Source organism: Paraburkholderia sp. EB58, assembly GCF_050436665.1.
GTDB lineage: Bacteria > Pseudomonadota > Gammaproteobacteria > Burkholderiales > Burkholderiaceae > Paraburkholderia.
Genome location: NZ_JBNDMQ010000006.1, coordinates 14,659 through 41,653 on the forward strand (window position 1 = coordinate 14,659; position 26,995 = coordinate 41,653).

The window sequence follows — 26,995 nt, forward strand, 5'->3', positions numbered from 1 at the left end:
CAAGGCGGGATCCGTTCACGCAATCTCAGTAGCGGATGCGCGGGTCGAGCCACGCGTACGCCAGATCGACGAGCAGGTTGAACACGACGGCCGCGACGGTCGTGAGTACGACGAGCCCGAGCACCAGCGTGTAGTCGCGGTTGATGGCGCCGTCCACCACCAGTTGGCCGAGACCCGGCAGCGCGAAGACCGATTCCGTGACCACGGCGGCGGTAATCGACGAAATACAGATCGAACCGAGTAGCGATACCACCGGCATCAACGCAGGTTTAAGCGCATGCCGCAGCACGATCACGTGACCGGGCATGCCCTTCGCGCGTGCGGTGCGGATGAAGTTGCCCGACAGCACTTCGATCATGCTGCCGCGCATCACCCGCGCAATCGACGAAACGTTGATGATCACCAGCAGCGCCATTGGCAACACGCGGTAGCGCCACCCGCCGTCGCCCCAGCCGCCCGCAGGCAGCCAGCCGTGACCGTCCGAACGTTTCAAAAGAATCGCAAACACCCACACCAGTACCGGCCCGAGCACGAACGGCGGAATCACGTTGCCGACGTTTCCAAGCAGCATCACGATGCGATCGGTGATGCCGTCACGGCGCACCGCGGCCGCGGTGCCGAGCAGCACGCCGATCACCAGCGCGATCGGCACCGAAAGACCACCCACGCCGAGACTCACCGGCAGCGCCTTGCTCACCAGATCGTTGACCGACCAGTCGACGTAGCGGACCGACGGCCCGAGGTCGCCATGCAGCAGCGCGTTGAGGTACAGCAGGTACTGCTTCCAGAGCGGCTGGTCGAGGTGATACTTCGCATTGAGGTTTGCGAGGGTGGCCGCGGACAGGTGTTTTTCCGTGTCGAACGGACCGCCGGGCGTCGCGTGCAACATCAGATAGCACACCGTAATCACGGCAAGAACGGTCGGAATGACCCATAGAGTGCGGCGCAGCGCGTAGGCGAGCATGGCGGATTCCGTTACTTCAACATTCAGTGGTCAAGGGTAAGTGGTCGGGGTTCAGTGCGCCAGCAGATACATGTCCTGCGAGGCACGCTGATCGACATAGTTGGTCGCCTGGTAGCCGCCCACGTACGGCTTCACGAGCCGGTCTGCCGAGTACTGGAACAGTGGGATCAGCGGCGTTTCGCTCATGGCCAGATTGTGCGCCTGCGTGAGCAACGCGGTGCGCTTCTGGTCGTCGAGTTGAGCGTTACCCTGATCGATTAGCGCGTCGACCCTCGGATCGCAGAAGTGCAGGTCGTTCTGCACGCTGCTGCAGCGGAGCTGATCGAAGTACGACATCGCGTCGTTATAGTCGACGAACCAGCCATCGCGCGAGGCTTGCACCTTGCCCGCATGGCGTTCGCTCAGCAGTACCTTGTATTCGACGTTCTCCAGCTTCGCATTCACGCCCAGCTTGGTGCGCCATTCCGAGGTGGAGAAGAGCGCCACTTTCTTGTGCAGATCGTTCGTGTTGTACGTGAGGGTGAAGGTGAGCGGTTTCGCGTCCGAATAGCCCGCTGCCTTCAGCAGGCCGCGTGCGTAATCGACTCGTTTGGCCATCGGCCAGCTCGCCCAGTCGGGGGTGTAGACGGCGGCACCCTTGGTGCCTTTGGCGATCAGCCCGTACATCGGCACTTCGCCCGCCTGCGTGAGTTTCGAAGTGAGCAGGTCACGGTCGATCACCATCGAAAGCGCCTGTCTCACACGCGGGTCATGGAATGCAGGATCGCTGTTGTTCAGGCTATAGAAGTACGTTGCAAGCTGCACGCCGGTCTGGAGTTCCTTGCCGAACTGCTTGCTGACCTGGGCGTAGATGCCCGACGGAATCGAATACGTGTAGTCGATCTGGCCGGACTGGTACATGCGCATCGCCGTCTCGTCGCTTTCCACCGGCATGTAGGTGACTTTCGTGATCACCACATGTTGTGCATTCCAGTAGTTGTTGTCCTTGACCAGCACGATGCGGTTATTCGGTTCCCAATCGTTTAGCGCGTACGGACCGTTGCTCACCATGTTGCCCGGGCGTGTCCAGCTATCGCCGAACTTGTCCACCGTCGCCTTGTTCACCGGTGCCATGGCCGGCATGGCGGTCAGTTCGGTGAAGAAAGCGGTCGGAACCTCAGTCTTGACCTCGAGCGTGTACGGATCTACCGCACGCGCGGCCAGCGAAGTAAGCGGCGCCTTGCCTGCGAGGATCGCCTTTGCGCCCTTCACGAATTCCAGCAGGATCGTATATTTCGAGCCCGTCTTCGGATCGAGCACGCGCTGCCACGCGTAGACGAAATCTGCCGCGGTTACCGGCTGGCCATTGCTCCACTTTGCGTCATGACGCAGCTTGAACACCCAGGTGTCGGGCGCAGTACGCGTCCACGACTCCGCAACGCCCGGCACGACCGCGCCGGAGGCGCTGATGCGGGTAAGGCCTTCGAACAGGTCGAGGCCGATGGTGTCGCCTGTCCACGATTCGATATGCGCGGGATCGAGCGATTCGACTTCGGTTGGCACCTGTCGCGTCAATTCCTGCTTGGCGGCGAGAGAGGTGCCCGGTAACACTGTGACCGCCGACGCTGCGCCGGCAAAGGTGAGCGAGATCGCTGAGAGCACCGCGGTAAGGGAATGCGACAGTTTCATGGCCTGTTTAGAAGAAGAGGTTCAAGAGCAAATCACGCCCCGTGATGCGGCACGAGAGGGGGCGGAGAGGAAAGTCCGGCGTCGTAACAGCACGACGAGGTTCACCGGAGATCGCGCGGCGAACCGTCCCAGCCCGCAGGGGGGCGTGGGCGTCTGAAAGGGAATGAGGTGTCAGGCGGCAGGGGGTGGCGCGCAAGCTCGCGGACCGATCGAACGTGCTCTGCAGTGCGCACCGGCGGCTCGCTCGTATCGGAGTGCCGCGCTGCCATCGCAGTCATGGATGGCTCAAGGTCTTGCCACATCGTTATGGGCGTACCGCCGTTTCGTCGCCCGGCGGCCGATACCATTTGCATACGTTTCACTTACGATTCTTCCTGTCGTTGAAGCCACAACCATGGACGATCTGCGCAGCGACGCACGAGCCGTGCGCCCAGCAGACATGCGCGTTGTCCGGCAAGCGTTTTGCCGTTGACGCGCAACATTCGTTATCGAAAGTCCCATCAGCACGCAATGCCGATTGTGTCGGCAGCACGCTGGTTTGAGGCGACGGCACACCAAGCAGAAGCTGTGCCAAAGCGCGGCTCGATCCCCGTCGATCGTCGGAGGCAACCGTGCTCAGGCATCCATCGGTACCCACACGGTCGAAAGGGTATCGCGCTTATATCACGCCGAAAGAGTTCGCGTTTTTGTAAACACCGAAACTAGAGGGAATGATCTATCGCATCCTGGTGCAGTGCGTGCACTAGTTCGAACCGGAGGTTTCAGCGGCCCTTCAACGTCCTTACGGCTCAACCGAAATTGATCGCTTCAGACAGCGCAGCGCAAAGATCGAGCGGCTGTTCTGAAAGCCGGGCAGCCGGTACAGCTTGCGGCGCAGGAACGACTCATAGCCTTCGGTGCCCGCCACGGCCACCTTGATCAGATAGTCGTACTCGCCTGACACGAGGAATGCTTCGACCACCTCCGGCAGATCCGCGAGCGCCTCACCGAAGCGCTCCAGCGTGCGTTCGTCGTGCTTGTCGAGCGTCACTTCGATGATGACGGTGTCGGGCAAGCCAAGCGCTTTCTGATTGAGCAGTGCCGCATAGCCTTCGATCACGCCGGCGTCTTCGAGCGCGCGCACCCGGTTCCAGCAAGGCGTCGCCGACAGGCCGACGCGCTCGGCCAGTTTGGCGTTGGAAAGGCGGCCGTCGCTGCGCAGTTCGCGCAGGATCCGCTGATCGATGGCGTCGAGCTTCATGTCGTCCTCCGATGGCTCCCACTACGCGGCATATGGGGAGACGATTCATCTTTAATCTGCAGTTTCAATGGTCATTGCTTCTGCCGCGGCTCGGCATGATGCCAGATAAATAGAAGAAATCCCCAGAATTGGCCGCATACACTCTTGCGGTCGAGGCGCACCCGAACTGCAGTCTTTGCGCCTCGCCCATACTCCGCATGCTGCCGCGATCCGGACCGCATGCGGTGAGGCGCGAAGCCATCGCTTCGCGCGGACGCTGAACTCTCCGCCCACAAGGAAGGAATACCGATGGACAGACTGACGACTACCGCTGCCGGCACGCTTTTCGGACTGCATGGCGAACCCGCCCATGAGCGCATCGTGCTCGCCACCGACGCCGCTTCCGGACTGCAAGCCATCGTTGCCGTTTACAGCACGGCGCGCGGCCCCGCGTTCGGCGGCTGCCGCTACTGGCAATACGCATCGGACCACGAAGCGTACAACGACGCCCTGCGTCTGTCGCAAGGCATGGCGTTCAAGAACGCGCTCGCCGACCTGCCGTTCGGCGGCGGCAAGGCCGTGATCCTGCGCCGCCCGGAAGCGCTCGACCGCGCGGCGCTGTTCAAGGCGTTCGGCCGGTTGGTGCAATCGCTGGAAGGCATCTACATCACCGCTGAGGATGTCGGCACGACGGCTGACGATATGCGCGCCGTGCAAAGCGAAACCGGCTACGTGAGCGGCATTCCGCGCGCCAACGACGTGTATGGCGGCAACCCATCGCCGCGCACTGCCTATGGCGTGTTTGTCGGCCTGCTGGCTGCCGTGGAAGCGGCGCTCGGGCGTACGACGCTCGACGGCGTCTCGGTTGCGGTGCAAGGGCTAGGCTCGGTAGGCTGGGATCTGTGCGAGCGCCTGCATCAGGCGGGCGCGCAACTGATCGTGTCGGACATCGATGCGGCCAAAACCGCGCTCGCGCAGCAACGCTTCAACGCGCGCGTGGTGGCCACGGCGGAGATCACAGGTGTCGAAGCAGACGTCTTCGCGCCTTGCGCGCTCGGCGGATCGATCACGGAATCGGTCGCGGCGCAGTGCCGGTTCAAGGTGGTGGCGGGCGGCGCGAACAACCAGTTGCTTTCGCTTGCCGAAGGCGACGTCCTGCATCGACGCGGCATTTTCTACGCGCCGGACTTTCTCGTGAACGCGGGTGGCATCATCAGTTGCGTGCGGGAATATGAGGGTTCGGGCGAAGAGCAGTCGGTACTCGCAGAAGTCGCGAAGATTGGCCCGCGCGTCTTCGAACTGGCGGAACGCGTGAAAGCAACCGGCATCGCGCCGGCGCGTGCCGCGGTGGCGTGGGCTCGCGAAAAGATGGTGGCTTGCTGACGCGAGGATTCCCGCATTCACCGCACCGATGCCCGGCCGCTACTGGTTCAAATGCGCCAGCGCGTCGCGCATCGGTTGACTCGAAATAACAATGGGTCCGGTGAACGGCGTATCCAGATCGACGATCACGTAGACTGCCGACGCAATCGACAACGCCCCCAGCGTGATCATGACCAGCGCCAGGGCGTTGCGCGGCGCAATCAGGCCGAAGCTCAGGAAGATGACGAAAAGCCAGAACGTCAGCGTTTTGAAGAACGGCTGGGAAATCTTGCTGTGCGCTTCTTCAATCAGTTTCCAGCGCGCCTGCACGACAGTTTCGAACTGCTTCATGCTCTGGTCCAGCAGCCGCTGGTGAAAGATATCCGGCGCGGACATCTGGCGCAGTTTCTGGCCGGCAAGATTGAGCATGTCGCCGAGCCGGGTATCTTCCAGTTTTTCCAGGTTGTTCTCCGCCGGGATGTCTTTCGGATAGTAGTCGCCGGCGGGGTGCGGCTCGGACGGCCAGGTGCTGGCGATGGCCGCTGCCGTGTAGGCGCGCAGCAGTTGGCGCACCTCGTTCGCGTCCGGTCCGTATTGCCGCAAGGTGGCATTGAACTGGATCAGGTCGGCGGAGTAGGTACGAAAGTCGTCGCCGACCATATCGAAGCTGTTTTTGGCGGAGGCCGTCATCAGTCCCAGCACGAGCGCTGCGAAGGTGACGAGCATGCCGATCACCAACTGGATGAGCTGCACCGTCTCGTGGGCCTTGTGCTCTTCCGGCAGCAAGGGTTTCACCACCACGCCCACCCCCGTGCCGATCAAAAGCAGCACGAATACCAGCAACGCTGATCCAATCTCGTACATGGCGCGTGCCTCCGCGGAACGTCGCCTCGCTACTTTCCACCAACTCGCACGCGAGGACAACCTCCGGGAGTTCAGGGCCATACCTACTTTGCCCACGGCCCACGGCGCACGGCGCACGGCGCACGGCGCACGGCGCACGGCGCACAGCGGCCTGCGGCCTGCGGCCTGCGGCCTGCGGCCTGCGGCCTGCGGCCTGCGGCAAAGCAATGTAAGGGTGAATTGTCTTACCACACCATAAAGTTTTCTTTAATTTGGCCGTAGACCAAGCTGTGTGGCGTTCGCTTAAATTTTAATCATCAAGTTGCGGACCTGGCCAATGGGCTTGGGCGCAGCATGCCTGTCCGGACCTTCTCGCTGACTGCCGGTCAGGCCGCCCAACGGAGATTTGCCCATGTTGAACAAGCTGTCGATCCGCGCCTGTCTAACCCTGATGGTCGCCTTCTTCGGCGTCGTCCTGTTGATCGGAGCGGCGGCCGGGTTGCTCTCGCTGCGGGCCAGTAACGACTCGCTGCAGCAGATGTACACGGTGGACACACCTGCGGTCGCTGATCTCGAAGGCAGCGCCGGCCAGTTGCTTCGCCTGCGCCTCGCGCTGGCGACGTACGCGTCGCTGGTCGACCTGAACGACCAGGACGGCGCCTCGGCGGTTCTGCAGCGTTTCGACCAGTATCTGAAGGTGTCGAACGATCGCCTTGCTCACTATGTGAGCCGCGCTGGTTCGGACGACGAAGAACAGCATCTCATCAAGGATATGCAGGACAAGCGCGACATCTTCCTGCACGAAGGGGTCGAGCCGGCGATGGCCGCGCTGAAGTCGGGCGACAAGGCGACCTTCCAGCAACTGCAAGCGCATAAGCTGCCTTCGCTCTACAACGGGTACGAAAAGGCCATGCTCACGCTGGAGCAACTGCAACTGGACCATGGCGCGCAACGCTATCAGGACGCGCAGGACCGCTTCTTTGCGATTAGCGTCGCGGTCGCTGTGGGCATGGTGCTGGCACTGGTGCTTTCGTGGCTCGCGCGCCTGGTGCTGGTGCGGGCGATCGTTCACCCTGTAGATGCGACGATCGGCCAGTTTCAGCGCATCGCCGAGGGCGACCTGACCGGCCGCATCGAAGTCATCAGCGACAACGAAATGGGTAGGCTCGCGGCCGCGCTGCGCAAGATGCAGGACTCGCTGATCTCGACGGTCAATACCGTTCGGCAGGGTACCGAATCGATCGATACCGGCGTCAGCGAAATTGCCGCCGGCAACACCGATCTGTCGCAACGTACCGAAGAGCAGGCCGCTTCGCTCGAAGAGACCGCGGCAAGCATCGAAGAGCTGACTTCCACCGTCAAGCAGACCGCCGAGAACGCCAAGCAGGCAAGCTCGCTCGCGCAAGGCGCCTCGAGCTTGGCGGCACAGGGCGGTGAGCTCACCCAGCAGGTGGTCGGCACGATGAATCACATGGTCGACGATTCGCGCCGTATCGCCGACATCGTCGGCGTGATCGAAGGCATTGCATTCCAGACCAATATTCTCGCGCTCAACGCTGCGGTCGAAGCAGCCCGCGCCGGCGAGCAGGGCCGCGGCTTCGCGGTAGTCGCGAGCGAAGTGCGCTCGCTTGCCCAGCGTAGCGCGGGCGCCGCCAAAGAGATCAAGACGCTGATCGACGATTCGAATGCGCGCGTGCAATCCGGCGCGCAACTGGTCGAGCGTTCGGGCTCGACGATGACCGAGATCGTCAACGCAATCGCGCGCGTGAGCGCGATCATGGCTGAGATCGCCGCGGCGGCGACCGAACAAAGCACCGGTATCGATCAGGTCAACCTCGCCGTCGCACAGATGGACGAAGTCACGCAGCAGAACGCCGCGCTCGTCGAGCAGGCTGCTGCTGCGGCGAGTTCGTTGGAGGATCAGGCGCGTCGCTTGACGGCGGCCGTTGCAGTGTTCCGCACCGATTCCGCGACAGCGGATGGCCGGGTACGTCCGGTAGCGGGCAATGTGCGTGCAGGCGCGCGCCGGGCGGAGCCGGTCGCGGTGTAGATAGCCTCGTTCTGAAGGGCTAGCTCCTGCTGGCCGTTCGGGAGACGTCAGTTCAAGCCGTTACGGTTTGCATCCGGGGAGCGCTGAGTTCCAGTCAAGCCGTGCGCTTCGCTCGGTTCGTCAATCTCGCGGCTAAGGCTGCGCGGCATAGTATTTCGCCAGCCCATCAATTTCCTGCTGGGTCAGATGCCGCGCAACATTGCGCATCTGCTCGTTGATGTCGTTGTGACGTTCGCCGCTCGCAAAGCGCTGCATTTGCGCGGCCAGATAGATCGACGACTGTCCACCGAGCCACGGCGCGGCGCCCTTACGATCGAGCTGGCCGTGACACGCGGCGCACGGCGCGATGTTGCGGATCGGGTCGCCCTGCATCGCCAGCTTGACGGCATCCGCCTCCTGCGCCGCGTCGGTGGCGCCGGGTTCCGCCGGCGCAGCCCGCTGCAGTGAGGCGTAGTACGCCGCCAGATCGTGCAGATCCTGATCGCTGCGATTGTGGATGATCGGCTGCATGATGGCACTGGTGCGCAGCCCATTCTGGTAGTCGCGCAACTCCTTGTAGATCACATCCGCATACTGACCGGCAAGCGCCGGCGCCGTGACCTGCACAGTGCCGAGCACACCGTGACACATCGAACAGTTCTGCGTCGCGATGGTCGCGCCGCGGCCGATGGAACCCGCGTCCGCACTCACATGCCGCGGCGGCGGCAGCACGACGACCTCGCTCGGTGCCGGGCCCTCAACGTTCGCCCCGCCACCGTACCAGCTCGACGGTGCGCCTGCAGCGCTGCAGATAGTCGCCCACAAGCCGTGTCCGCTGAAGTCGCCGTTGGCCGACGGCAGCCAGATAAAGCCGATCAGAATAGCAATCACCGCGATCGTGACGATGCCGCCCACGCTCGTCACGAACCATGGGTTGCGCACGCTGAAGACGCGTTCGTGATTCATCGTTGGGCTCCGACGGCGACCGCCGGCACGGAGGTCTGCGGCAGACGCAATAACTGGAAGATCGGCACGCTGTAGTTGACAACCGTCAGCGCAATCATCAGCGCGACCCACAGGCCGAAGCCATTCAATGCGACGGGTACGTGATCCACCGGATGGGTGGGAAGACTAAAGCGGAATTCTCTCGGTTGCGCGAGCGGTCCGAACTGCGACTTCGCGAGAATGTAGATGAACAGCACGCCGGAGATCACCAGTACAAAGCCGCCGATCGCCGACATCGCCACCCAGATGGCCTGCTGATCCAGGCCCGGCGCGCTGTAATCGTAGTAGGCCATGCGCCGTGGCGCGCCGAGCAGGCCCACGTAGTGCCACGGCAGCGTTACGACCATCATGCCGATGAACCACAACCAGAGTTGTGTGCGTACGAGACTCAGCGAGCACAGCGCGCGTCCCGTCAGTTGCGGCCACAGTTCGTAGGCGATGGCGAAATACATGATGACGATCGCGCCGCCGAAGATCAGATGGAAATGGCCGGTGACCCATTGCGTATTGTGGACCGACGAATTCAACTGGTAGCTCATGTTGATGAGCCCGCCCGCGCCGCCCAGTCCCAGCATCACGAACGAAAACGCCAGCACCAGCATCATCGGATTGCGCCATGGCAGCGCGGTCAGCCAGCCGAACGCGCCCTTGCCGCCGCGCAGGCGGCCGGCGATTTCAACCGATGCACTGATCGTGAACACAGTGAGCAACGTCGGCACCGACACCATCCCTGTGAACACCGCATGCAGGAACTTGAAGCCCGCACCGACCTGCGGATCGGCAAACAGATGGTGAATGCCGATCGGCATGGCGAAGATCAGGAACATGATGAACGAGACGCGTGCCATCGAGTCGCTGTAGAGGCGCCCGCCGATCGCGCCGGGCACGATCGTGTAATAAGCGATGTACGCGGGAACGAGCCAGAAATAGACGATGGCATGCAGCGTCCACGAGAACAGCACGCGGGCAAGGCCGGCATCGATGGTGGTTTTCCACCCGAGTGCGACCGGCAGAATCTGCAGCAGGATTTCAAGCGCCGCGCCGACCGCGGTCCATGCCCATAGATACGCGCCCGCCACGTTGGCGAACATCGCAAGCGGCACCGGCTTGCCGGGATTGGCGCGCTTCCAGACGCGCAGGTTCACGTGCATTAGCGCGACCCAGATCCACGAACCGACCACCACCAGCACCACGCCGATGTAATAGAGCGGATTGCCGATCAATGGCGGATAGAAGGTATACAGGACCGATGCCTCGCCCATCGCAACCGGAATTATGGCGACCACTGCGCCCACCGCCAGGACGAAGAACGCGGCCCACGCCCATTTCAGTCCGACCAGCGGCTGGCGCAGCGCGAGTTCGACGATTGCGTAGCCGAAGCCCATCGCCACGAGGGTCGGCATCACGTAGCCCATCACCGTGCCGTGCGCGGTCACGGAGCGATAGTAGAGTTCGGGATTGCCCACCCACGGCAATAGCGGGCTGCGCACCAGCATCTGCCACGAGCCAAGAAAGAGCGCCAGCAGAAGCGCAATAAAGGCGAGCCAGAAGTGCGCAAGAACGAGTCGCTTAGCGAGAAACACAGCTCAGCCTCCTTGATTGTCGTGCCTGCTCGAAGAACGCGGCCTTGTCGATAACCTTCACGTGCGCCCACATGGTTTGATGACCGAGGCCGCAGAATTCGTGGCATGGCATCAGATGATCCCCGGGATGAGCGAAGCTCGTGGCGAGCGTCGAGATGTAGCCCGGCACGACCATCGTGTTGATGTTGGTGTCCGTGACCAGCAGCCCGTGCACGACGTCCGCGCTGGTGGTGCGGAAGGTGACCGGCGTGTCGGTGGGGACCAGCAGGCACTGCGGCGTGAACGAATATTGCTGCGCGATGAAGCGCACCACGACCGAGCCGTCCGCTTCGACTGCAGAGCCCAGGTTGTCTTCGACGAATTCGCCGGATAACTGCAGGCGCGTCGGATCGACAGTCTCGACGCGCGACGGCGGCATCATGGCCCAATGCAGGCCGGAAAACACGACCACGACCAGCATGAACAGGATCAGTCCCGTCGCGAAGATGGCCCAGCGCCGTTCGGCACGCAGGGCGACCGCGTGGCCGCTATCCGGATGGTCAGGGGAGGGCGTCGCCATGATCAGTGAACAATCCCGCGTGGCAAAAAGACGAAAAGATAGAAGCCGACCCAGATCGCCATCACGATCAGCGTGGCAACGCCGGCCACGGCTATCGCGCCATGCGGTCCGGCCGCCACCACGCGTTCGACCTCGTCATCGGAGGGCGGCGGGGCGCTCGGGTTGTCTTTGTCGTCCATCTGATGGATCTCCGGAACAACGTTTGGAACAGTTCACGCAGGCTCGTGGCCGTTTTGGTGGCTGGTTCAGCGTATGGCTCAATGCAGCGGCGCCTTGCGCAGTTCGTTGACCTCTCGCTCCGTCACGGGCGCGCCATGATTGCCCCAGGCGGTGCGGATATAGGTCACGACGGCGGCGGCGTCCGTGTCGCTCAACTCTTGCCCGAACGGCGGCATGCCATACGGCTCGGGATTGCGTTGCGTCCCTGGCGGGAAACCGCCGTTCAGGACAATGCGGATCGGATTGACGGCCGAATTCATTTCAATCGACTGGTTGCGCGCGAGCGGCGGGTAATGCTGCACGTGACCTTCGCCGTTCTGGCCATGACACAGCGCGCATTTGTCCGCATAGATCTGGCCGCCGAGTTCGAACACCTTGGTGTTGGTCGGCGCGGACGGCCCCGACTTACGGCCGGGATCGTTGTCCGGCAGCGTCTTCAGATAGGCGGCCATCGCCTTGATGTCGTCGTCGGTCATGTACTGGAGGCTGTGATAGGTGACCTCGGCCATTGGGCCGTACACCGCGCCGCGATCGGAGATGCCGGCTTGCAGCAGATCGACGATGTCCTTCACGCTCCAGTCGCCGAGGCCGCCGTCCTTGTCGGAGGTGAGCGACGGCGCGTACCAGTTCTGCACCGGAATCAGGCCACCCGCAAACTGGTCGCGCCGCGACGAGCCACCAAGCAGGTTGATCTTCGTGTGGCAGAGCGTGCAGTGGCCGAGCCCTTCCACCAGATACGCGCCGCGGTTCCATTCCACCGAGCGCGTCGGGTCCGGCTTGTATTCGCCTTCGTGGAAATACAGCGTGCGCCAGCCGAGCAGCAGCTTGCGCTGGTTGAAGGGAAATTTCAGCGCCTGCGGGTGACTCGGTTCACGCACCGGCGGCACCGACTTCAGGTAGGCGAAGATCGCATCGGAGTCCTCACGCGTGACCTTGGTGTATTGCGCGATTGGCATGGCTGGGTAGAGCAGCTTGCCGTCGGGCGTGATGCCGGTGCGCATCATGTGGAAGAACGCGTCCGGGCTCCATGCACCGATACCGTACTGTGCGTCCGGGCTGATGTTCGGCGAGTAGAGCGTGCCGAACGGCGTGTCCATGGCGAGGCCGCCGCCGAACATCTTGCCGCGCGGCGCGGTGTGGCAGGCGATACAGTCGCCGGCGCGCGCGAGGTATTCGCCGCGCTTGACGATGTCGGGGCGGGTGTCGGGGGTTGCGTTGGCTGCGGTTGACGGGTCGGCGCCGGTTGCTGCGAACACCCGCGACATTGATGACCAGGGCGCAACGGTCAGCGCCAACATTAGCGCGAAGCGAAACAGGATCGGCCTCATTGCGGTCGACTCCCGCATGCCAATGGCAACGCCGCGTTGGTCCCAGGCGCCGGTCGCGGATCGTCGGGCCGCGGCTGGCGCGCGAGCCAGCTCGACACCGCGGTGATGTCCTTGTCGGTCAGCTTGACGGCGATCGAATGCATGCAGTCCGGCGCGATCGCATGACGCGTACCGGAGCGCCAGGTCCCCATCTGTCCAGCGATGTAACTGGCGTGCAGACCGAGCAGACCTGGGATGCCGGGCTGCGTGCCGGTCAGCCGCGCACCATGGCAGGCCGCGCACGCGGGTAGCTTGCGCGCGGGGTCGCCGTGCGTGACGAGCCGTTGGCCATATGCGAGCACCGCGGGCGAAACGTCGCCGGTGTCGGCATTCGGATAGGGCGGTTGCAGGTCGGCAAAGTACTGGCTGATCTTGCGCAGATAGTCGTCAGGCAGGAAGGCGATCAGATAGCCCATGGGCGGATAAGTGCGGCCGCCGTCGCGAAACGAGGTCAACTGGTTGAACAGGTAGTCCGCAGGTTTACCGGCGATGCGCGGAAAGTAGTCGTTATTGCGCCCCTGGCCCTGCACGCCGTGGCAGGACGTACAGGCTCGTACACGCTCGTCCATGGCAGAGGGCATGGGTGCGGCTGCGTCGGATGCGGCGGCAAGAGTCACGCAAGCCCACGCGCTGCAAATTACAAAGAGAATAGAGGATCCGATAGTTCTGCAATGCACGCCAAGCCTCGTCGGGGAGAACGCGTTGGTGACGCATATCTCTCATGCATGCGAACGCGAATGCATGACAGCCCTTCAAACCTGCTCTAGAACGCGACAATGAAACGGAGAATCAGAACGGTTTTGGTCAATGTGATGCGTAGTGCAAAATAATAAGATCGAATGTTTACTTTTCAGGGCAGTTGTTCGCGCGAAATGCCTGTGCGATGAAGGCTTCGGGTTTGCACGTCCGGTTGTATCGTGCGGTATCGCAATAGCGGCGACCGCGGCAACTGTGCAAGGCCAGATTACCTCCGTTTACCGCCAGCGGCAACTCGCGTGCCCCGGCCGTTCCTGCGGACACCGGTTAATCATAGGCGGCATCGTGGGCGCTTTCAAACCCGTGTTCGCGCGGCGGCAAGATGGGCGTCACGCTGCTGTAAGCGCGCGAGGCAGCTCAACTAAACAGTCGCACCAGAGCGGCGCGCGCATTGCTGACGCGTTCGCTTTCGCCGGTGCGCCCTGGCAGCAGATGAAATTCGACCGTGGGCAGTGCGGGCAGGCCGACGCTCGCTGCACACGCGACGACCCCAGGACCGATCGACGATTCGTTCAGGCAGCCAATCCCAAGCCCCGCTTTCAACGCGAGTTGCAGACCCGCGACGCCCGACGCCGAGTGCGCGATCAGATAGGGCACTTTGAGTTCGTCGAGCCGTTTGACGACAAAGCGCTGCAGTTGGCAGGTGGGCGGCAGCAGGACCAGCGGAAAAGGCGTGCTTACGTGCGGAGACGCATCGGCTGAGATCGCCCACAGCAGCTTCTCGCGCCGTACCACGATGCCTTGCGCACGGGCACTGCCGACGGCGCCGCGCCGGTTGCCGGGCGTCACGAGACGCAACGACAGGCCGATGTCGAAAGCCGCGTCACCACCAGCGCTGTCGTCGATCACGGCACTCGGCAAAACCGTGACGTGCAGTTTGAGCCGCGGATATTGCTCCGAGAACGTTTTCAGAATGCGGGCGATATCGTGCGGACGGTAGTAGTCGGTGATGGCGATACGCAGTTCGCCGTCGAGCGAATGGCCTTGCAGGTCGTCGAAGGCGGCTTCACTCATGGCGAGGATCCGCCGCGCATGATCGAGCAGCCGTGCGCCGGCCTGCGTGGCAGTCACGCCTTGCTTGCTGCGCACGAACAACGGCTGACCGGCGCGCTCCTCCAGCTTCTTCAACTGCTCGCTGACCGATGACTGCGACAGGAACACCTGCTCCGAGCCCGCCGATACGCTGCCCGCCTCGGCGACGGCGACAAAGCTGCGCAGGTGGCTCAAATCGAATCCACGCCAGTTCATGATTCGGAATCTCCGATGGAAGTGATCTGATTTTCCGGCTTTTCCGATAGTTAGTCCAGCCGTACGATGGCCTCAATTCATCTTGGCTGAGGGCATCATGGGAAGCGAGTCTCTATCCGTTGCACAAGGAAGCCGCACGAGCGGCGCCAATCACCGGTGGAAGGTGCTGGGGGTCGGCTTTGCCGCTAACGCCAGCTTTGCCGCGGCGTTCTCCGGTATCCCGACCACAGCGGTGTTTCTGCGCTCCGGTTACCACATCGGCAATAGCGGCCTTGGACTGGTGCTCGGCATGCTCGGACTCGGCATCGCCGTCAGCGAACTGCCGTGGGGACTGCTCACCGACCGGTGGGGCGACCGGCGGGTTCTATTGCTCGGTTTGGGTGCTACGGCCGCAGCGCTCGCAGGCATGGCGTTCGTCGCCGTGCCGCACGGCGCGTATATCCCCGGTCTGCGCATGCTGGCGCTCGGACTGTTGCTGGTGGGCCTGCTGGGCGGCAGCGTCAACGGCTCGAGCGGCCGCGCGGTGATGGCATGGTTTCGTGAAGGCGAGCGCGGACTGGCGATGAGCATTCGCCAGACGGCGGTGCCTGCCGGCGGCGGTCTCGGTGCGCTCATGTTGCCGGCGCTTGCCTCGCACTTTGGCTTTGCCAGTGTTTACGGCGTGCTGGCCCTGCTCTGCGCAGTGACGGCTGCCTTCGCCTGGAGCTGGCTGCATGAACCAGCGACGCAGCAACATGCGGATGCCGAGCGCAGCGACGCCGGCGCGGTGGCTGTGGCAACGAACGCGAGGTCCGGCCCGCTGCGCGATATCCGCGTGTGGCGGGTCGCGCTAGGCATCGGCGCGCTGTGCGTGCCGCAGCTCGCAGTGCTGACGTTCGGCACTGTGTTTCTGCATGACTTCAATCATGCCGGTGTGCTGCTGATCAGCGCCACGATGGCCGCTGTGCAAACCGGTGCGGCGATTGCCCGCGTCTGGAGCGGCGGTTGGACCGACCGGCGCGGCAATCGTCGAGCGTATATGCGGGGCTGCAGTCTGATTAGCGCATTGCTCTTTGCGCTGCTCGCTCTAGTGACGGGTTTGATCGGCCCGCACCACGCGGCGATGACGGCCGCATTTGCAGGACTGCTTGTGGTGGGTGGCGTAAGCGCTTCAGCCTGGCACGGCGTCGCGTTCACCGAACTCGCGACGCTCGCCGGCACTCGTCGTGCCGGTACCGCGCTCGCGATGGGCAACACGTTTGCATTTCTGACCTTGTTCCTGACGCCGCTGGCGATCCCGCCGCTGCTCGCCGTCGGATCATGGCCGATGGTGTGGGCGGTCGCTAGTGTGTGTGCATTGATTGCGTTGCCGGTGTTCCCGCGCGCCATTGCGGCCAAGGTGGCGCGGGCGGCGGCATAGACGCGGGTAGGTTGTGAGCCGTAGCGTGATGATAGTCAGTCGCTCACTCGGCGACCAGAACGCGGCGTAAGTGCGAGGAGAAGGGTCACGCTTCGGTTATTCCCACATATAAATTCTGCATTCCTTATGGTCTAACCGAAATTATCGACATTGACGAGTCGATTCGGAAACCTCCGATTCTATTTTTGTCAGAAAAGTGATTTTATGGAGGCGCCTGCCGCGCCGTTTCCAAGCTGTGAGAGACCGCAAGCTCGGCCTCGCGAGCGGCGCGCCTGACAGCGCTCCATCGAAGCGATTGACGCGCGCACACATACAACAAACAAACGAGAGATATCCATGGTGAACCTTCGAGTCATCCTGGCAGACGATCATCCGTTCGTTCTGCTCGGAGTCCGCTCCGCACTTTCCGCGCATAGCGACATCATGATCGCCGGCGAGGCGGCGAGTCCCGCCGCCCTTATCGACCTGTTGCAGCGCGTTGCTTGCGATGTGCTCGTCACCGATCTGACCATGCCCGAGGTGGACGGCACGGCGGAGGACGGCTTGCGGCTCATCCGCCGGATCCGCGACCAATGGCCGACGCTGCGTATCGTGGTACTCACCAGTTTGACGCACACCGCCATTCTGAGGTCAGTCATTTCGGACGGCGCGGTAAGCATGCTCAACAAGACGGAGCCGATGACCGAACTGGTCGCCGCGATCCGCTCCGCGAGTACGGGATGCACCTACATCAGCCGGTCAATCCTCGAGGCACTCGCCAGACTCGACAGCGACCCGGGCGCCATGCTGCAGATGCGACGTCTGTCGCCGCGAGAATCCGAGGTTATCGGAATGTTCGCACAAGGTCAGTCGATATCTGAAATCGCTCGTGCCCTCGGACGGGATGTCCGCACTGTTAGCCGACAAAAGCGCTTCGCGATGACGAAGCTCGGTGTCACGAACGATCCTGGTCTATTTGCGTATGTCAGGGCTCACGGCGCGATCTGACAATTGTGTCGGATAACTAAGTAAAAGCGATTTGTAAGCAACCTTCGACTGGCATTTCGGAGCAATCTTATGTTTGTGGAATCGCAAATGTTTGATGCTCGCCGCTAGGCTGGTTGCTCTGCAAGAGAACGGCACGAATCCGATAAACGAGTGGGCCCCCACACAATGAATGAAAGCGTCGACGTAAGCACGCCCGTCAGGGCGATCATCGCGGACGATCATCCGCTTGTCCTGCTGGCGGTCGAGAATCTGATGACGGGTTTCCCCAACATGCAGATCGTAGGTCGGGCCAGCGACTCGGCCGAGTTGTTTGCCGAGGCCGATCGTGTCGAATGCGATCTCGCCGTGATTGATCTGTACATGCCAGGAAGTATTGACGCAGACGCCTTTGGCACACTGAGGCAGTTTCGCAAGCGGCACCCCAAAGTCGCGCTGGTGGTGCTGACAATGGAAACGTCGCCGGAGGTATTGGAGCGATTGATTTCGCTTGGCGTGGACGCCGTGATGAGCAAGCGCGACCGGATCGACCTGATCCATGTGGCGATTGTCAATGCGCTCGCGCATGAGCGTTATGTCGGTCCGGCGGTGCGCGCGGCACTCGCCGATGCCACCGTCGCGCGACGACTCGAGTTCGTGCGCGAGTTGCTCTCGCCGCGCGAAATGGAGGTCCTCAGGCAATACGCATCGGGCATCGGCGTGACGGAAATTGCCAACCGCCTCGGCCGCAGCGTCAAGACAATCAGCGCACAGAAATGCAAGGCGATGCGCAAACTCGCTCTGCACAGCGACACCGAGTTGTTCAAGTTTGCGGCCGACCACGGCTTGCTGCCGAACGACATGCCGAAACACCGGCGCTGATCCGGTAGGGCGTCGCGTACGACGAACCGGCGCGACAGTCAGAAATATGATCGGGCAATTCCTGGGGATGCACTGTGTGCAAGGAATGTCCGTCAATAGCACAACAACAAGATGAAACCGATTACCCGAGTGATTGTGGCCGACGACCATAGCTGCGTGCGCCTTGGCGTAAGGCGTCTGCTGGAAGCAGTGCCGTTTGTGTCGATCGTGGGCGAGGCGTACGACACGCAAACGCTGGCTGAACTCGTCGACACCTGCCCGTGCGACGTCGTCGTGTCCGATATCGGCATGCCGGACATCGACGGCCTTAGAAACGCGACGCCGACCTTGCGGCGTGTCTTGCGGCACCCGCCGCATCCGCGCGTCGTGGTGCTGACTATGATCTGCCATCCGCCGACGCTGTCAGGTCTGCTGCACCTCGGTGTGTCGGCCATTGTCGACAAGCGCGACACCGTTGACGCGCTCCCTGACGCGATCGCCGCCGCGGTGGCGGGGCATCGGTTTCTGTCAGCGAGCGTGCAATCAGCCTTCGACCAGATGGACTCTTTCCCACAACCTCGCGCGGGTGTTCTGAGTGCGCGGGAATGGGAGGTGTTTCGCCTCTATATACAGGGGATGCCCATCAGCGAGATTGCGATGAGACTCAACCGCAGCAGTAAGACGATCAGCACGCAAAAGCGCAGCGCGATGCGCAAACTGGGACTCGATTCGGACACCGCGCTGATCAAATACGCACAGCAGCTAGGTCTGACCTGAGCACCTGCGGGAGATATTCCTACGTTCCGTCGGGCATCTTCGCTGATTTCGGAATCGTCTGATTAGTAGGGCCGCACCGCCGTCTCATACTTCCGTATGGCATGCGGTTCAGTGATGGTTGCAACGACCTGTCACGAATAAACGATTCGGCATGCAAATTTGATTAAAGAATCTGCATGGCAGCGTCCAGCGCGCAATGCGCGCCTTCGCACCGTGTAACTCGGACAGTGAGGGGCGCAATGACAAGCTTGGGTAAGCGATTAGTGGTCGAAGGTGCGGGCACGGCATGGCTGGTGTTCGTGGGATGCGGCAGCATCGTTCTGAATGGGGCTGCCCCGCAGCCAGCTTATGGCGTGCTGGAAGTCGCGCTTGCGTTCGGCCTTGCACTTGCTACGGCGACATACGCACTCGAGCGCCTGTCGGGTGCTCATTTCAACCCCATCGTGACGGTCGGATTCGCCGTCGCCAACCGATTCCCCATCCGCGATCTGGTTCCGTATATTGCCGCTCAGATCCTGGGCGCGGTTGCGGGTACCGCGCTACTCGCCTACGTGGCGAGCGGGCGGCCCGGGTTCGATCTCGCCGCGAGCGAGTTCGGCGCGAACGGTTTTGGAGACCACTCCCCTTCGGACTATCAACTCCACTCCGCTTTGGCGATCGAGCTGGTGATGTCGTTCGTCCTGGTGATGGCCAATCTGCTGATGTCACGTAGAGCCGTCTCACGTTCAGTCGCCCCGTTGGTCAAGGGCACCTGCCTCGCGCTGATCTATCTGGTTGCGCTGCCGGTCACCAATGGGGCGGTCAATCCGGCGCGCTCCACCGGTCCGGCATTGTTCGTCGGCGACTGGGCGCTCGATCAGCTTTGGCTCTTCTGGGCCGCACCGATGGCCGGCGGCATCGCCGCCGGCGCCCTGCACGCGCTCCTGTGGGGCAAACCGCGCGCAAGCCATGGCGGCACAGTGGGGAAACACGGCGAAGCCGCCTGAGTGGCGTTCCCCGACATGGTCTGCTCTTCCATCATGAATACTCCAGGTATCCGCAACGTGCGTGAAGCAGCGCGACGCCTTTCGCAGAGCTTCGCGGCTCTGCTCATGCTGCTCGTCACGCAGTTCGCGCTTGCAGTAACGCCAACGCCAGCGAGCGCCGCCGTGGCTCCGGCGAGCGGCGCTATCGCTGTCCCAGCAAAGCTCGTCGTCGGCACGCTCGCGGGCGGATGGGCGCCCTTCGAAGAAGTGGCAGACGGCCGTCTGACCGGATTGAGCGCCGACTACCTGCGGGCGCTCGTCGGCCCGGCCGTCGTGATCGAGCCCAGAACTTTTCCCGACATGCCCCAACTCCTCGCGGCCGTTGCGGCCGGCAAGGTCGACCTGTTGATGAGTGTCGCCCGCACGCCGGAGCGGGAGCACAGTCTCAGCTTCACGGCACCGTATTTCCGGGCATCCACATCCGTTGTTGTGAAGACTGACGACAAGGTTGCAAACGGCCCCGGGCAGTTGGCCAATGCGCGTCTCGCAATTGAAAGAGGCTTCGCGCTCGAGCGCGTGTTGCGCGAACGCTTTCCTCGCGCGCAAATCGTTTCGTTCGCAGACACGGGCTCGGCGTTGCGAGCCGTCGCGCAGGGCGACGCGGACGCCTATCTGGGCTTCACTCCCGCGGTTCAATACGCGCTCGCGAACGAGGCGTTTCGGGGTTTGCGCATCGCCTTCGAGGATAGCGCCAGGCCCAGCGAACTGCGCTTCGCCGTTTCGAAGGACCGCGCCGCTCTGCGTGATCAGCTCGATCGTGCGCTTGCGGTGATGTACCCCTCGGACGAGACTGCCATTCGCGCGCGCTGGCTCGGCGCGAGCTTCGATTCGCCGTCCATCTATCCCGCGAAACGGCTGGTGCTGACTCCTGCCGAGCAGACATGGCTGCATTCGCTGCAACCTCTCGCCGTTGGCTTTGACAGCGGCTGGCCGCCGTTTAGCTATCTCGACGGTGCGGGACATCCGAGCGGCATCGCCGCTGAGTATCTGGACTATTTGAGCCGCACGCTCGGCATCCAGTTCACGCGGGCACCGCTTACGAACTGGCCCGCGACGATAGACGCCTTTCAGCTCGGCGACCTCGCGGTTCTGGCCACTTCATCGCGCGGCGACCCGCGTTTGAAGAATGCGGTAAATACCCGTCCCTATGAGAGTTATCCGCTTGTCATCGTGGGGCGTGAAGACGAGCCCGCGGCGCGGAGTCTGAGTGATTTCGCAACACGCCGCATCGCCGTATCCGCGCATATTGCCGGTTCCATTCCGCTGTCGGCATACAACGTGCCGGCGGCGAATGTAACCGTCGCGCCGAGTCTTGAAGACGCGTTGGATCTGGTCGCGCACGGCAAGGCCGATGTGCTGGTAGGCAACGTGGCTGCCGTCGATCTCGATTTGAAGCAGCGCTACGCGGGCGAGCTGAAGATTCTTGGCACAGTCGGCGAATCCGACTCGTTGAGCTTTGCCGTACGCGCCGATCTGGCGCCGCTTGCCGGGCTGATCGATCGCGCGCTGCTGGCGATGCCGCCCGCAGAAAAGCAACGCATCCGTCAGAAATGGGTGACCGGCAGTGCGAGCGAGCACGGCGCCTGGAGCGTGACGGCGGTGCGTCTGCTGCCGTTGCTGATCGGCATAGCCGTCGTGCTGGCGGTGACGCTGCGTGCCTACCTGTTGCTGCAGCGCGAAGTGCGACGGCGCAAGCAGACGGAGCGGGAACTGGCCGCGCAGTTGAACTTCCAGCAAACCATGATGGAGACGGTGCCGTATCCGCTCGTCGCCAAGGACCTTGAAGGGCGTTACATCGCCATCAATCGCGCTTACGAAGAGAGTTCGGGTTTGCGGCGCGAGCAGGTAATGGGACTGACCAGCGAGGAGGTGCAGGCGTGGGGTCCCCTGAACAGCCGCAGACTCGAAAGCGCAACGCGTGAGATGCTGAAAACCGGCGAGCGTGTCCAACTCGAACTCGAGTTTGCAGACGCCAATGGCGAAGGGCGGCATGGTCTCTTCTGGACCCGGCTTTGCCGCGGTGTCGACGGCAAACCCTCGTGCGTGCTGGGCACGATGGTCGACATCACGGACATCCGGCGTGCGGAGATGCTTGCCCGTGAGACCGAGCGGCGACTGTTTGACGTCACGCGTTCACTGCCGGCGGTGGTATTCCAGTTGCGGCGCGATGCGCACGGTCGCTACTCGTTTCCCTATATCGGGGGCGACACGCAGCACTTGCTGGGTGGCGTTAGTAGCGCGTTCACGAGCCGCGGCGCAATCGACTTCGAGCGTGTATGGGAGGAAGACCGGCCGCGCGTATTGGCGGAACTCGAGCGGTCGGCACGCACCGAGACGCCGATTCATATGGAGTTCCGCTTCAGCGCGGCCGATGGCCTCAGGTGGGTGCGGGCGGAACTGGTTCCGCGTCGCGAACCGGCGGGCAGCGTCGTCTGGAGCGGTTACTGGGTGGACGCTAGCGCGGAACACGCTCGCTCCGAGGAACTGGCGCGCGCCCGCGATCTCGCCGAAGCCGCATCACGCGCCAAGGACGACTTCCTTGCGATGATGAGCCACGAAATCCGCACGCCGATGAACGGTGTGCTTGGGCTGGTCGAAGTGCTGGAGCGCACGCACCTGAATGCCGATCAGGGCGAAATGCTCGGCATGATCCACGAGTCCGCTGGCGCCTTGTTGCAGATTCTGGACGACCTGCTCGACTACTCGAAGATCGAAGCTGGGCGGCTTACGATCGAGGCGGAGCCGATCGACATGCGCGAACTGGTCGACAACGCCGTTGGCCTGCTTGCGGGCCGCGCGCACGAGAAGGGTCTGAAGGTGCGTGTCGACATTGCGCCCGAGGTGGCGGCGAGCTTGCGGGGCGACAGCGTGCGCCTGCGGCAGATTCTCTTCAATCTGCTCGGCAATGCCATCAAGTTCACGCTGGCTGGCGAGGTCGACGTGCGGGTTGCGGTCACCGGGCAGACCCACGCGGCGCAGACGCTCGAGATGACGGTTGAAGATACCGGCATCGGTATCGCGCCGGATGTCCAAGCGCGCCTGTTCGAGCCGTTCGTGCAGGCCGAATCGTCGACAACGCGGCGCTTCGGCGGCACCGGGCTTGGATTGACCATCTGCCGCAAGCTGATCGCGCTGATGGGCGGCGCGCTGGAGTTGCAGAGCACGCCCGGCGTGGGAACCCGCATGACCGTGCGGCTCGTGATGCCCGTCGAGGCGCAGCGCTATAAGGTAAGCGGTCTGCGCGGCAAGCGCGGCGTCGTCGCTGTGGCCGACGCTCGCGTCGCTCAGGCGCTGGTGCATTTTGGCGAGGCGCTCGGCATCGACCTGCGCAGGGTAGGGCTGGGCACGGCGGAGTTGAGCGACCCCGCGGCGTTGGCCGACGCGGACCTGATTTTCTTGAGCGAGGGAGTTGAAATACCGGGCGCCGCGCGCCTCGGTTCGCGCGTGATCTGCCTGACGGAGAAACCCAAGCCGACCGGTTACCGCATTCTTGAGGACACCGTGCGCGTCAGTATCAATCCCATTTCCTGGCGTGGACTCGGTGCAGCGTGTGCAGCGGCGTTGACCGGCTTGCCGACTCGTCCACCACGTCCACGCGGCATTGCCGAAGCCGGCTCAGCTCCTCCGGACCGGGAGCGCGCCATTGCCAGCGGCCGCTTGATCCTGGTGGCAGAGGACCATCCGGTCAATCAGGAACTGATCCGTCATCAGTTGACGCTACTTGGGTTCGCGTGCGATGTAGTCAACGACGGTGTGGAGGCGCTCGCCGCCCTGCAGCAGACGAGCTACGGGTGCCTGATCACCGACTGCCACATGCCGAATCTGTCCGGCTACGAACTGGCACGTCGGGTGCGCGAAGCTGAAGAGGCACCGCAAGGAGGCGCGCAGCATCTGCCGATCCTCGGTATCACTGCCAACACTGCGCCGGAGGATTTGAGCCAATGCCGAGACGCCGGCATGGACGATTGCCTCGTCAAGCCCACCCGTCTGGCGACGTTGCGCGAGCATCTGAGCCGCTGGTTCGGCGCGGACGGGGCGCGCCAGGCCACAATGCCGGCCGAGACGGTCAACGCCGCCTTGCCTGCTGCGGAAGCGCAAGGCCAGGAGTCCGTCGAGCCGTTCGTGCCCGTGGATCTGGGACACATGACGCAACTATGGGGCAGTGAGTCGACCGTGAAGGCGTTGCTGGACTCGTTTGTGACGTCTGTACGGGACGACGTCCGGGCGTTGCCGCCGTTGCTCGATAACGCGAATGTTGCGCAATTACGCGAATGGCATCACCGGGTGGCGGGCGCGGTTGGCGTGCTGCAGTATCCGCCGCTTCTCGCCGCGCTGGAACAATACCGGGCCGGCATGACCGTCAAGACACCCGACGCACTGCGCGCGGACGGGCTAGCGCTTGTCAGAAAATGCCAAGCCATGCTCGATGGAATCGAAGAGCAGGCTGCGCTGCTCGCTTAAAAAAAAACGCGGCCGAAGCCGCGTTGAAGATTGGAGACATCCTTCGATGAAGGAGTCACTTCTCGCTGACTGAAGCATAACGCCGCATAGCGCGTCGATTTAGTGCAAATTGTGCAATTAAGTATTTTGAAATATTGCAGGAAATGGAGGCACGGATTCTGACCGGAAGTAGTCGACCGTGAAATCGACGAACGATCGGGTTTTTGCAGAAACGTGCCGGCGTCCCGGATAGACGAGCGACACTTCCTTGTCGGCCCCTTTGATCTGGTAACTGGCCAATACCCGCACCAGCGTTCCCTCCGACAAATCCGCGGCAACGTGGTTTTCCGGGAGAATCGTAATGCCCATGTCGGCGAGGGCGGCCTGGCGCAGCATCACCGCATTGTTGACCGAGTAGGCGGGCTCAAGCGTAACCGTCTCCACGTGGCCGTCTTCGGCGACAAAACTCCAGTCAGAATTGTGCAGGTTAGCCGAGGGCGCGAGGAACGTATGCTCAGAAAGACTCGCCGGCGTCACCGGCATGCCGTTGGCGCCGATATACCCGTGTGAGGCGACCGCTATTGCGCGGACCCTGAACAGCGAGCGTGTGATCAGCGTGCCGCTGCTGACCTGTCCCGGCACCACGATGCCAACATCGAATCCTTCCTCGATCAGATCGACAGGCCGATGCAGAAGTGTCACCGACAACTTTACCTTGGGATGCTGCGCACGGTACCGCTGCAACAAAGGCGTGAGCCCGAATAGCGAGAACGAGGCCACTGCCACGAGCTTCAGTGTGCCTGCCGGATGGGTGGCGCTTTGCGAAATGCTCGACTCCATGGCATCGAGCTGCTCGAGGGTCTGTCTGCAGCCTTCCGCATAGGCCAATCCCGCTTCGGTCAACGACAGGCTGCGCGTGGTCCGGTTGACGAGCCGGGTATTGAGGTGCGTCTCAAGCAGCGCGACGTAGCGTGTCACGACCGCGTTGGATAAATCCAGACTCGCTGCGGCACGCCCGAACGAACCATTCTCCGCGACCTTCAGAAAGACGCGCATGGCCTGCAAATGGTTCATCGTTAATTTCGGTTCAAACGGAAACGAGCGGAGAAGTGTAGGAAAGAGTGGGAACGAGCCGCAATTGCCGCGCGCCGCGATAGGTGTGCGGGGCATGGAAAATACCTGAGTTCCGCATGTTAACGATTCTTGACCTGTGCAGGCGTGAGACCGGTCTGAATTCTCCCTCAGATAGTTTTACCTCGACGCTGTGGCAGGCTGGCAACGCTTTAAATAGATAAGTAACGCTAACTATAAAACGAGATAAAACACGGCCCTTGGAAATCAAGGGGTGCAGCCGGATGGAGGGGCTATTTTTGAATAATTCAAAAAATCTTTTGTGCGAATCGCGTGACCATCGCGAAAGTCGCCCACCTACACTTTGCGCTGCAGATCGAACCGGCGTCCGGTGAAAGCCGGCGCGGTGAGGCTACCCGCGCTCGGACTGCTGTCTCGCGGTCAATCAAACGAGTCTGAAGACTCAAATCACACGGTATTTAGGGAGCAACATGAAAAAGACGCTGATTCTCGCGGCTGTGGCTGCGAGCTTTGGAAGTGCGGCTTACGCACAAAGCAGTGTGACGTTGTATGGCGTTATCGATGCAGGGTTCACCTATGTGAACAACGAAGCCAATGCAAACGGTGGTCACAAGTCGGCCTATGCACTGACGAGCGGCAACGTGGATGGCAGCCGTTGGGGCCTGCGTGGCAAGGAAGATCTGGGCGGCGGTCTCGCAGCAATCTTCACGCTCGAAAGCGGTTTCGACGTGGCCAACGGCCGGTCCGATGAAAGCGGCCGCAGCTTCAACCGCGAGGCGTTTGCTGGCATCTCCAGTCCGTACGGCACGCTCACGCTGGGCCGGCAGTACGACTCCGTGGTCGACTATCTCGGTCCGTTGACGGCAACCGGAAGCTGGGGCGGCACGTACTTCGCCCATCCCGGTGACAACGACAACGCGAACGACTCTGTGCGCATCAACAACTCTGTGAAGTTTCAGAGTGCGAACTACGATGGTCTGTCGTTTAGCGGTTTGTATGGCTTCTCGAATCAGGCCGGCGGTTTCGCCAATGACCGCGCCTATAGCGTGGGTGCAGGGTATGCGAACGGTGGCCTGAAGCTGGCAGCGGGTTACCTGCAGGCGCAAGGCCTCGACCGTAGCGCGAACGGTGCAATCCAGGACGACGCACCGGACTTCGGTGTCGCTGGCACCACCCAGAAACAGCGTACCTGGGGTGCAGGTGGCAGCTACACGTTCGGCCCCGCTGTGGTTGGTGCCGTGTTCACGCAAACCCGCTACCAGTTCGCGCTGGGCGATGGCTCGCTGCGCTTCAACAACTATGAAGTCAATGCGCGCTACAACCTGACGCCGGCGTTCTCGCTGGGTGCGGCTTATACCTACACGCAAGCTGTGGTGCGCACGCCCGACACGGCGAAGGGTTCGAATCACTGGAACCAGTTCGGCTTGCAGACCGACTATGCGCTGTCGCGTCGCACGGACCTGTATGCCGAGGGCGTGGTGCACGTCGGCGCGAACGGCAACGCGCTTGACACCCAAGTGTTCGGCACCGACGCACCTGCGTCCGGCCGGAACCAGGTGGTGGTGAGCACTGGTATCCGTCACCGCTTCTAACCGCATCGTTGCCGGATCATGAAA

The 26,995-nt window shown here is 62.5% G+C and carries 21 protein-coding genes; 9 read left to right on the top strand and 12 right to left on the bottom strand.

Annotation, left to right across the window (positions count from 1 at the left end):
* Positions 1–25 precede the first annotated feature (25 nt).
* From P3T40_RS10665 to P3T40_RS10675, 3 genes are all read right to left on the bottom strand, one after another.
* On the bottom strand, positions 26–964 hold the full coding sequence (locus P3T40_RS10665; RefSeq protein ID WP_429267655.1) for an ABC transporter permease subunit: 939 nt from the start codon (positions 962–964) through the stop codon (positions 26–28).
* Between the two features lie 51 nt (positions 965–1,015).
* Positions 1,016–2,632: a peptide ABC transporter substrate-binding protein gene (locus P3T40_RS10670; protein WP_429267656.1), complete on the bottom strand. Its 1,617-nt coding sequence runs from the start codon at positions 2,630–2,632 to the stop codon at positions 1,016–1,018.
* Positions 2,633–3,413: 781 nt separating this feature from the next.
* Positions 3,414–3,872, bottom strand: coding sequence for an Lrp/AsnC family transcriptional regulator (locus P3T40_RS10675; RefSeq protein WP_429267657.1), 459 nt, complete (start codon positions 3,870–3,872; stop codon positions 3,414–3,416).
* A gap of 288 nt (positions 3,873–4,160) precedes the next feature.
* Between P3T40_RS10675 and P3T40_RS10680 the strand changes: the two genes are divergently transcribed.
* Positions 4,161–5,234, top strand: a complete 1,074-nt coding sequence (locus P3T40_RS10680) for a Leu/Phe/Val dehydrogenase (protein WP_429267658.1) — start codon at positions 4,161–4,163, stop codon at positions 5,232–5,234.
* A 39-nt stretch (positions 5,235–5,273) separates the two neighbouring features.
* Here P3T40_RS10680 and P3T40_RS10685 read toward each other — a convergent pair whose 3' ends face one another.
* Positions 5,274–6,077, bottom strand: coding sequence for a hypothetical protein (locus P3T40_RS10685; RefSeq protein ID WP_429267659.1), 804 nt, complete (start codon positions 6,075–6,077; stop codon positions 5,274–5,276).
* A gap of 391 nt (positions 6,078–6,468) precedes the next feature.
* On the opposite strand from P3T40_RS10685, the gene P3T40_RS10690 reads away from it, so the two are divergent.
* Positions 6,469–8,106, top strand: coding sequence for a methyl-accepting chemotaxis protein (locus tag P3T40_RS10690; protein ID WP_429267660.1), 1,638 nt, complete (start codon positions 6,469–6,471; stop codon positions 8,104–8,106).
* Between the two features lie 132 nt (positions 8,107–8,238).
* Here P3T40_RS10690 and P3T40_RS10695 read toward each other — a convergent pair whose 3' ends face one another.
* From P3T40_RS10695 to P3T40_RS10725, 7 genes are all read right to left on the bottom strand, one after another.
* Positions 8,239–9,051 (bottom strand): c-type cytochrome, encoded by an 813-nt coding sequence (locus tag P3T40_RS10695; protein ID WP_429267661.1) that lies wholly within the window; start codon positions 9,049–9,051, stop codon positions 8,239–8,241.
* Positions 9,048–10,673: a b(o/a)3-type cytochrome-c oxidase subunit 1 gene (locus P3T40_RS10700; RefSeq protein ID WP_429267662.1), complete on the bottom strand. Its 1,626-nt coding sequence runs from the start codon at positions 10,671–10,673 to the stop codon at positions 9,048–9,050. Before P3T40_RS10700 ends, P3T40_RS10695 begins: the two co-directional genes overlap by 4 nt.
* A complete protein-coding gene (locus P3T40_RS10705; protein WP_429267663.1) occupies positions 10,660–11,232 on the bottom strand; it encodes a cytochrome C oxidase subunit II in 573 nt (190 codons plus the stop codon). Before P3T40_RS10705 ends, P3T40_RS10700 begins: the two co-directional genes overlap by 14 nt.
* Before the next feature lie 2 nt (positions 11,233–11,234).
* Positions 11,235–11,411 carry a hypothetical protein gene (locus P3T40_RS10710; protein ID WP_429267664.1) on the bottom strand — a complete coding sequence of 59 codons (177 nt, stop codon included), beginning with the start codon at positions 11,409–11,411 and terminating at the stop codon, positions 11,235–11,237.
* Positions 11,412–11,489: 78 nt separating this feature from the next.
* Positions 11,490–12,716 (bottom strand): c-type cytochrome, encoded by a 1,227-nt coding sequence (locus P3T40_RS10715; protein WP_429267925.1) that lies wholly within the window; start codon positions 12,714–12,716, stop codon positions 11,490–11,492.
* Positions 12,717–12,775: 59 nt separating this feature from the next.
* Positions 12,776–13,495 (bottom strand): c-type cytochrome, encoded by a 720-nt coding sequence (locus P3T40_RS10720; RefSeq protein ID WP_429267665.1) that lies wholly within the window; start codon positions 13,493–13,495, stop codon positions 12,776–12,778.
* A gap of 436 nt (positions 13,496–13,931) precedes the next feature.
* Positions 13,932–14,822, bottom strand: a complete 891-nt coding sequence (locus tag P3T40_RS10725; protein WP_429267666.1) for a LysR family transcriptional regulator — start codon at positions 14,820–14,822, stop codon at positions 13,932–13,934.
* A 97-nt stretch (positions 14,823–14,919) separates the two neighbouring features.
* Here P3T40_RS10725 and P3T40_RS10730 point away from each other — a divergent pair, with 97 nt between their 5' ends.
* The 6 genes from P3T40_RS10730 to P3T40_RS10755 all read left to right on the top strand — a co-directional run bounded on the left by P3T40_RS10730 (position 14,920) and on the right by P3T40_RS10755 (position 24,308).
* Complete coding sequence (locus P3T40_RS10730) at positions 14,920–16,221, top strand: MFS transporter (protein WP_429267667.1); 1,302 nt, start codon at positions 14,920–14,922, stop codon at positions 16,219–16,221.
* Between the two features lie 336 nt (positions 16,222–16,557).
* A complete protein-coding gene (locus P3T40_RS10735) occupies positions 16,558–17,208 on the top strand; it encodes a response regulator (RefSeq protein WP_429267668.1) in 651 nt (216 codons plus the stop codon).
* 165 nt (positions 17,209–17,373) lie between these two features.
* Complete coding sequence (locus P3T40_RS10740; protein ID WP_429267669.1) at positions 17,374–18,066, top strand: response regulator; 693 nt, start codon at positions 17,374–17,376, stop codon at positions 18,064–18,066.
* Between the two features lie 111 nt (positions 18,067–18,177).
* A complete protein-coding gene (locus P3T40_RS10745; protein ID WP_429267670.1) occupies positions 18,178–18,822 on the top strand; it encodes a response regulator in 645 nt (214 codons plus the stop codon).
* Positions 18,823–19,061: 239 nt separating this feature from the next.
* Complete coding sequence (aqpZ, locus tag P3T40_RS10750) at positions 19,062–19,808, top strand: aquaporin Z (RefSeq protein ID WP_429267671.1); 747 nt, start codon at positions 19,062–19,064, stop codon at positions 19,806–19,808.
* Between the two features lie 33 nt (positions 19,809–19,841).
* Positions 19,842–24,308, top strand: a complete 4,467-nt coding sequence (locus P3T40_RS10755) for an ATP-binding protein (RefSeq protein WP_429267672.1) — start codon at positions 19,842–19,844, stop codon at positions 24,306–24,308.
* A 117-nt stretch (positions 24,309–24,425) separates the two neighbouring features.
* Here P3T40_RS10755 and P3T40_RS10760 read toward each other — a convergent pair whose 3' ends face one another.
* Positions 24,426–25,361: a LysR substrate-binding domain-containing protein gene (locus tag P3T40_RS10760; RefSeq protein ID WP_429267673.1), complete on the bottom strand. Its 936-nt coding sequence runs from the start codon at positions 25,359–25,361 to the stop codon at positions 24,426–24,428.
* Between the two features lie 488 nt (positions 25,362–25,849).
* Between P3T40_RS10760 and P3T40_RS10765 the strand changes: the two genes are divergently transcribed.
* Positions 25,850–26,971, top strand: coding sequence for a porin (locus P3T40_RS10765; protein ID WP_429267674.1), 1,122 nt, complete (start codon positions 25,850–25,852; stop codon positions 26,969–26,971).
* The last annotated feature ends 24 nt before the right edge of the window (positions 26,972–26,995 follow it).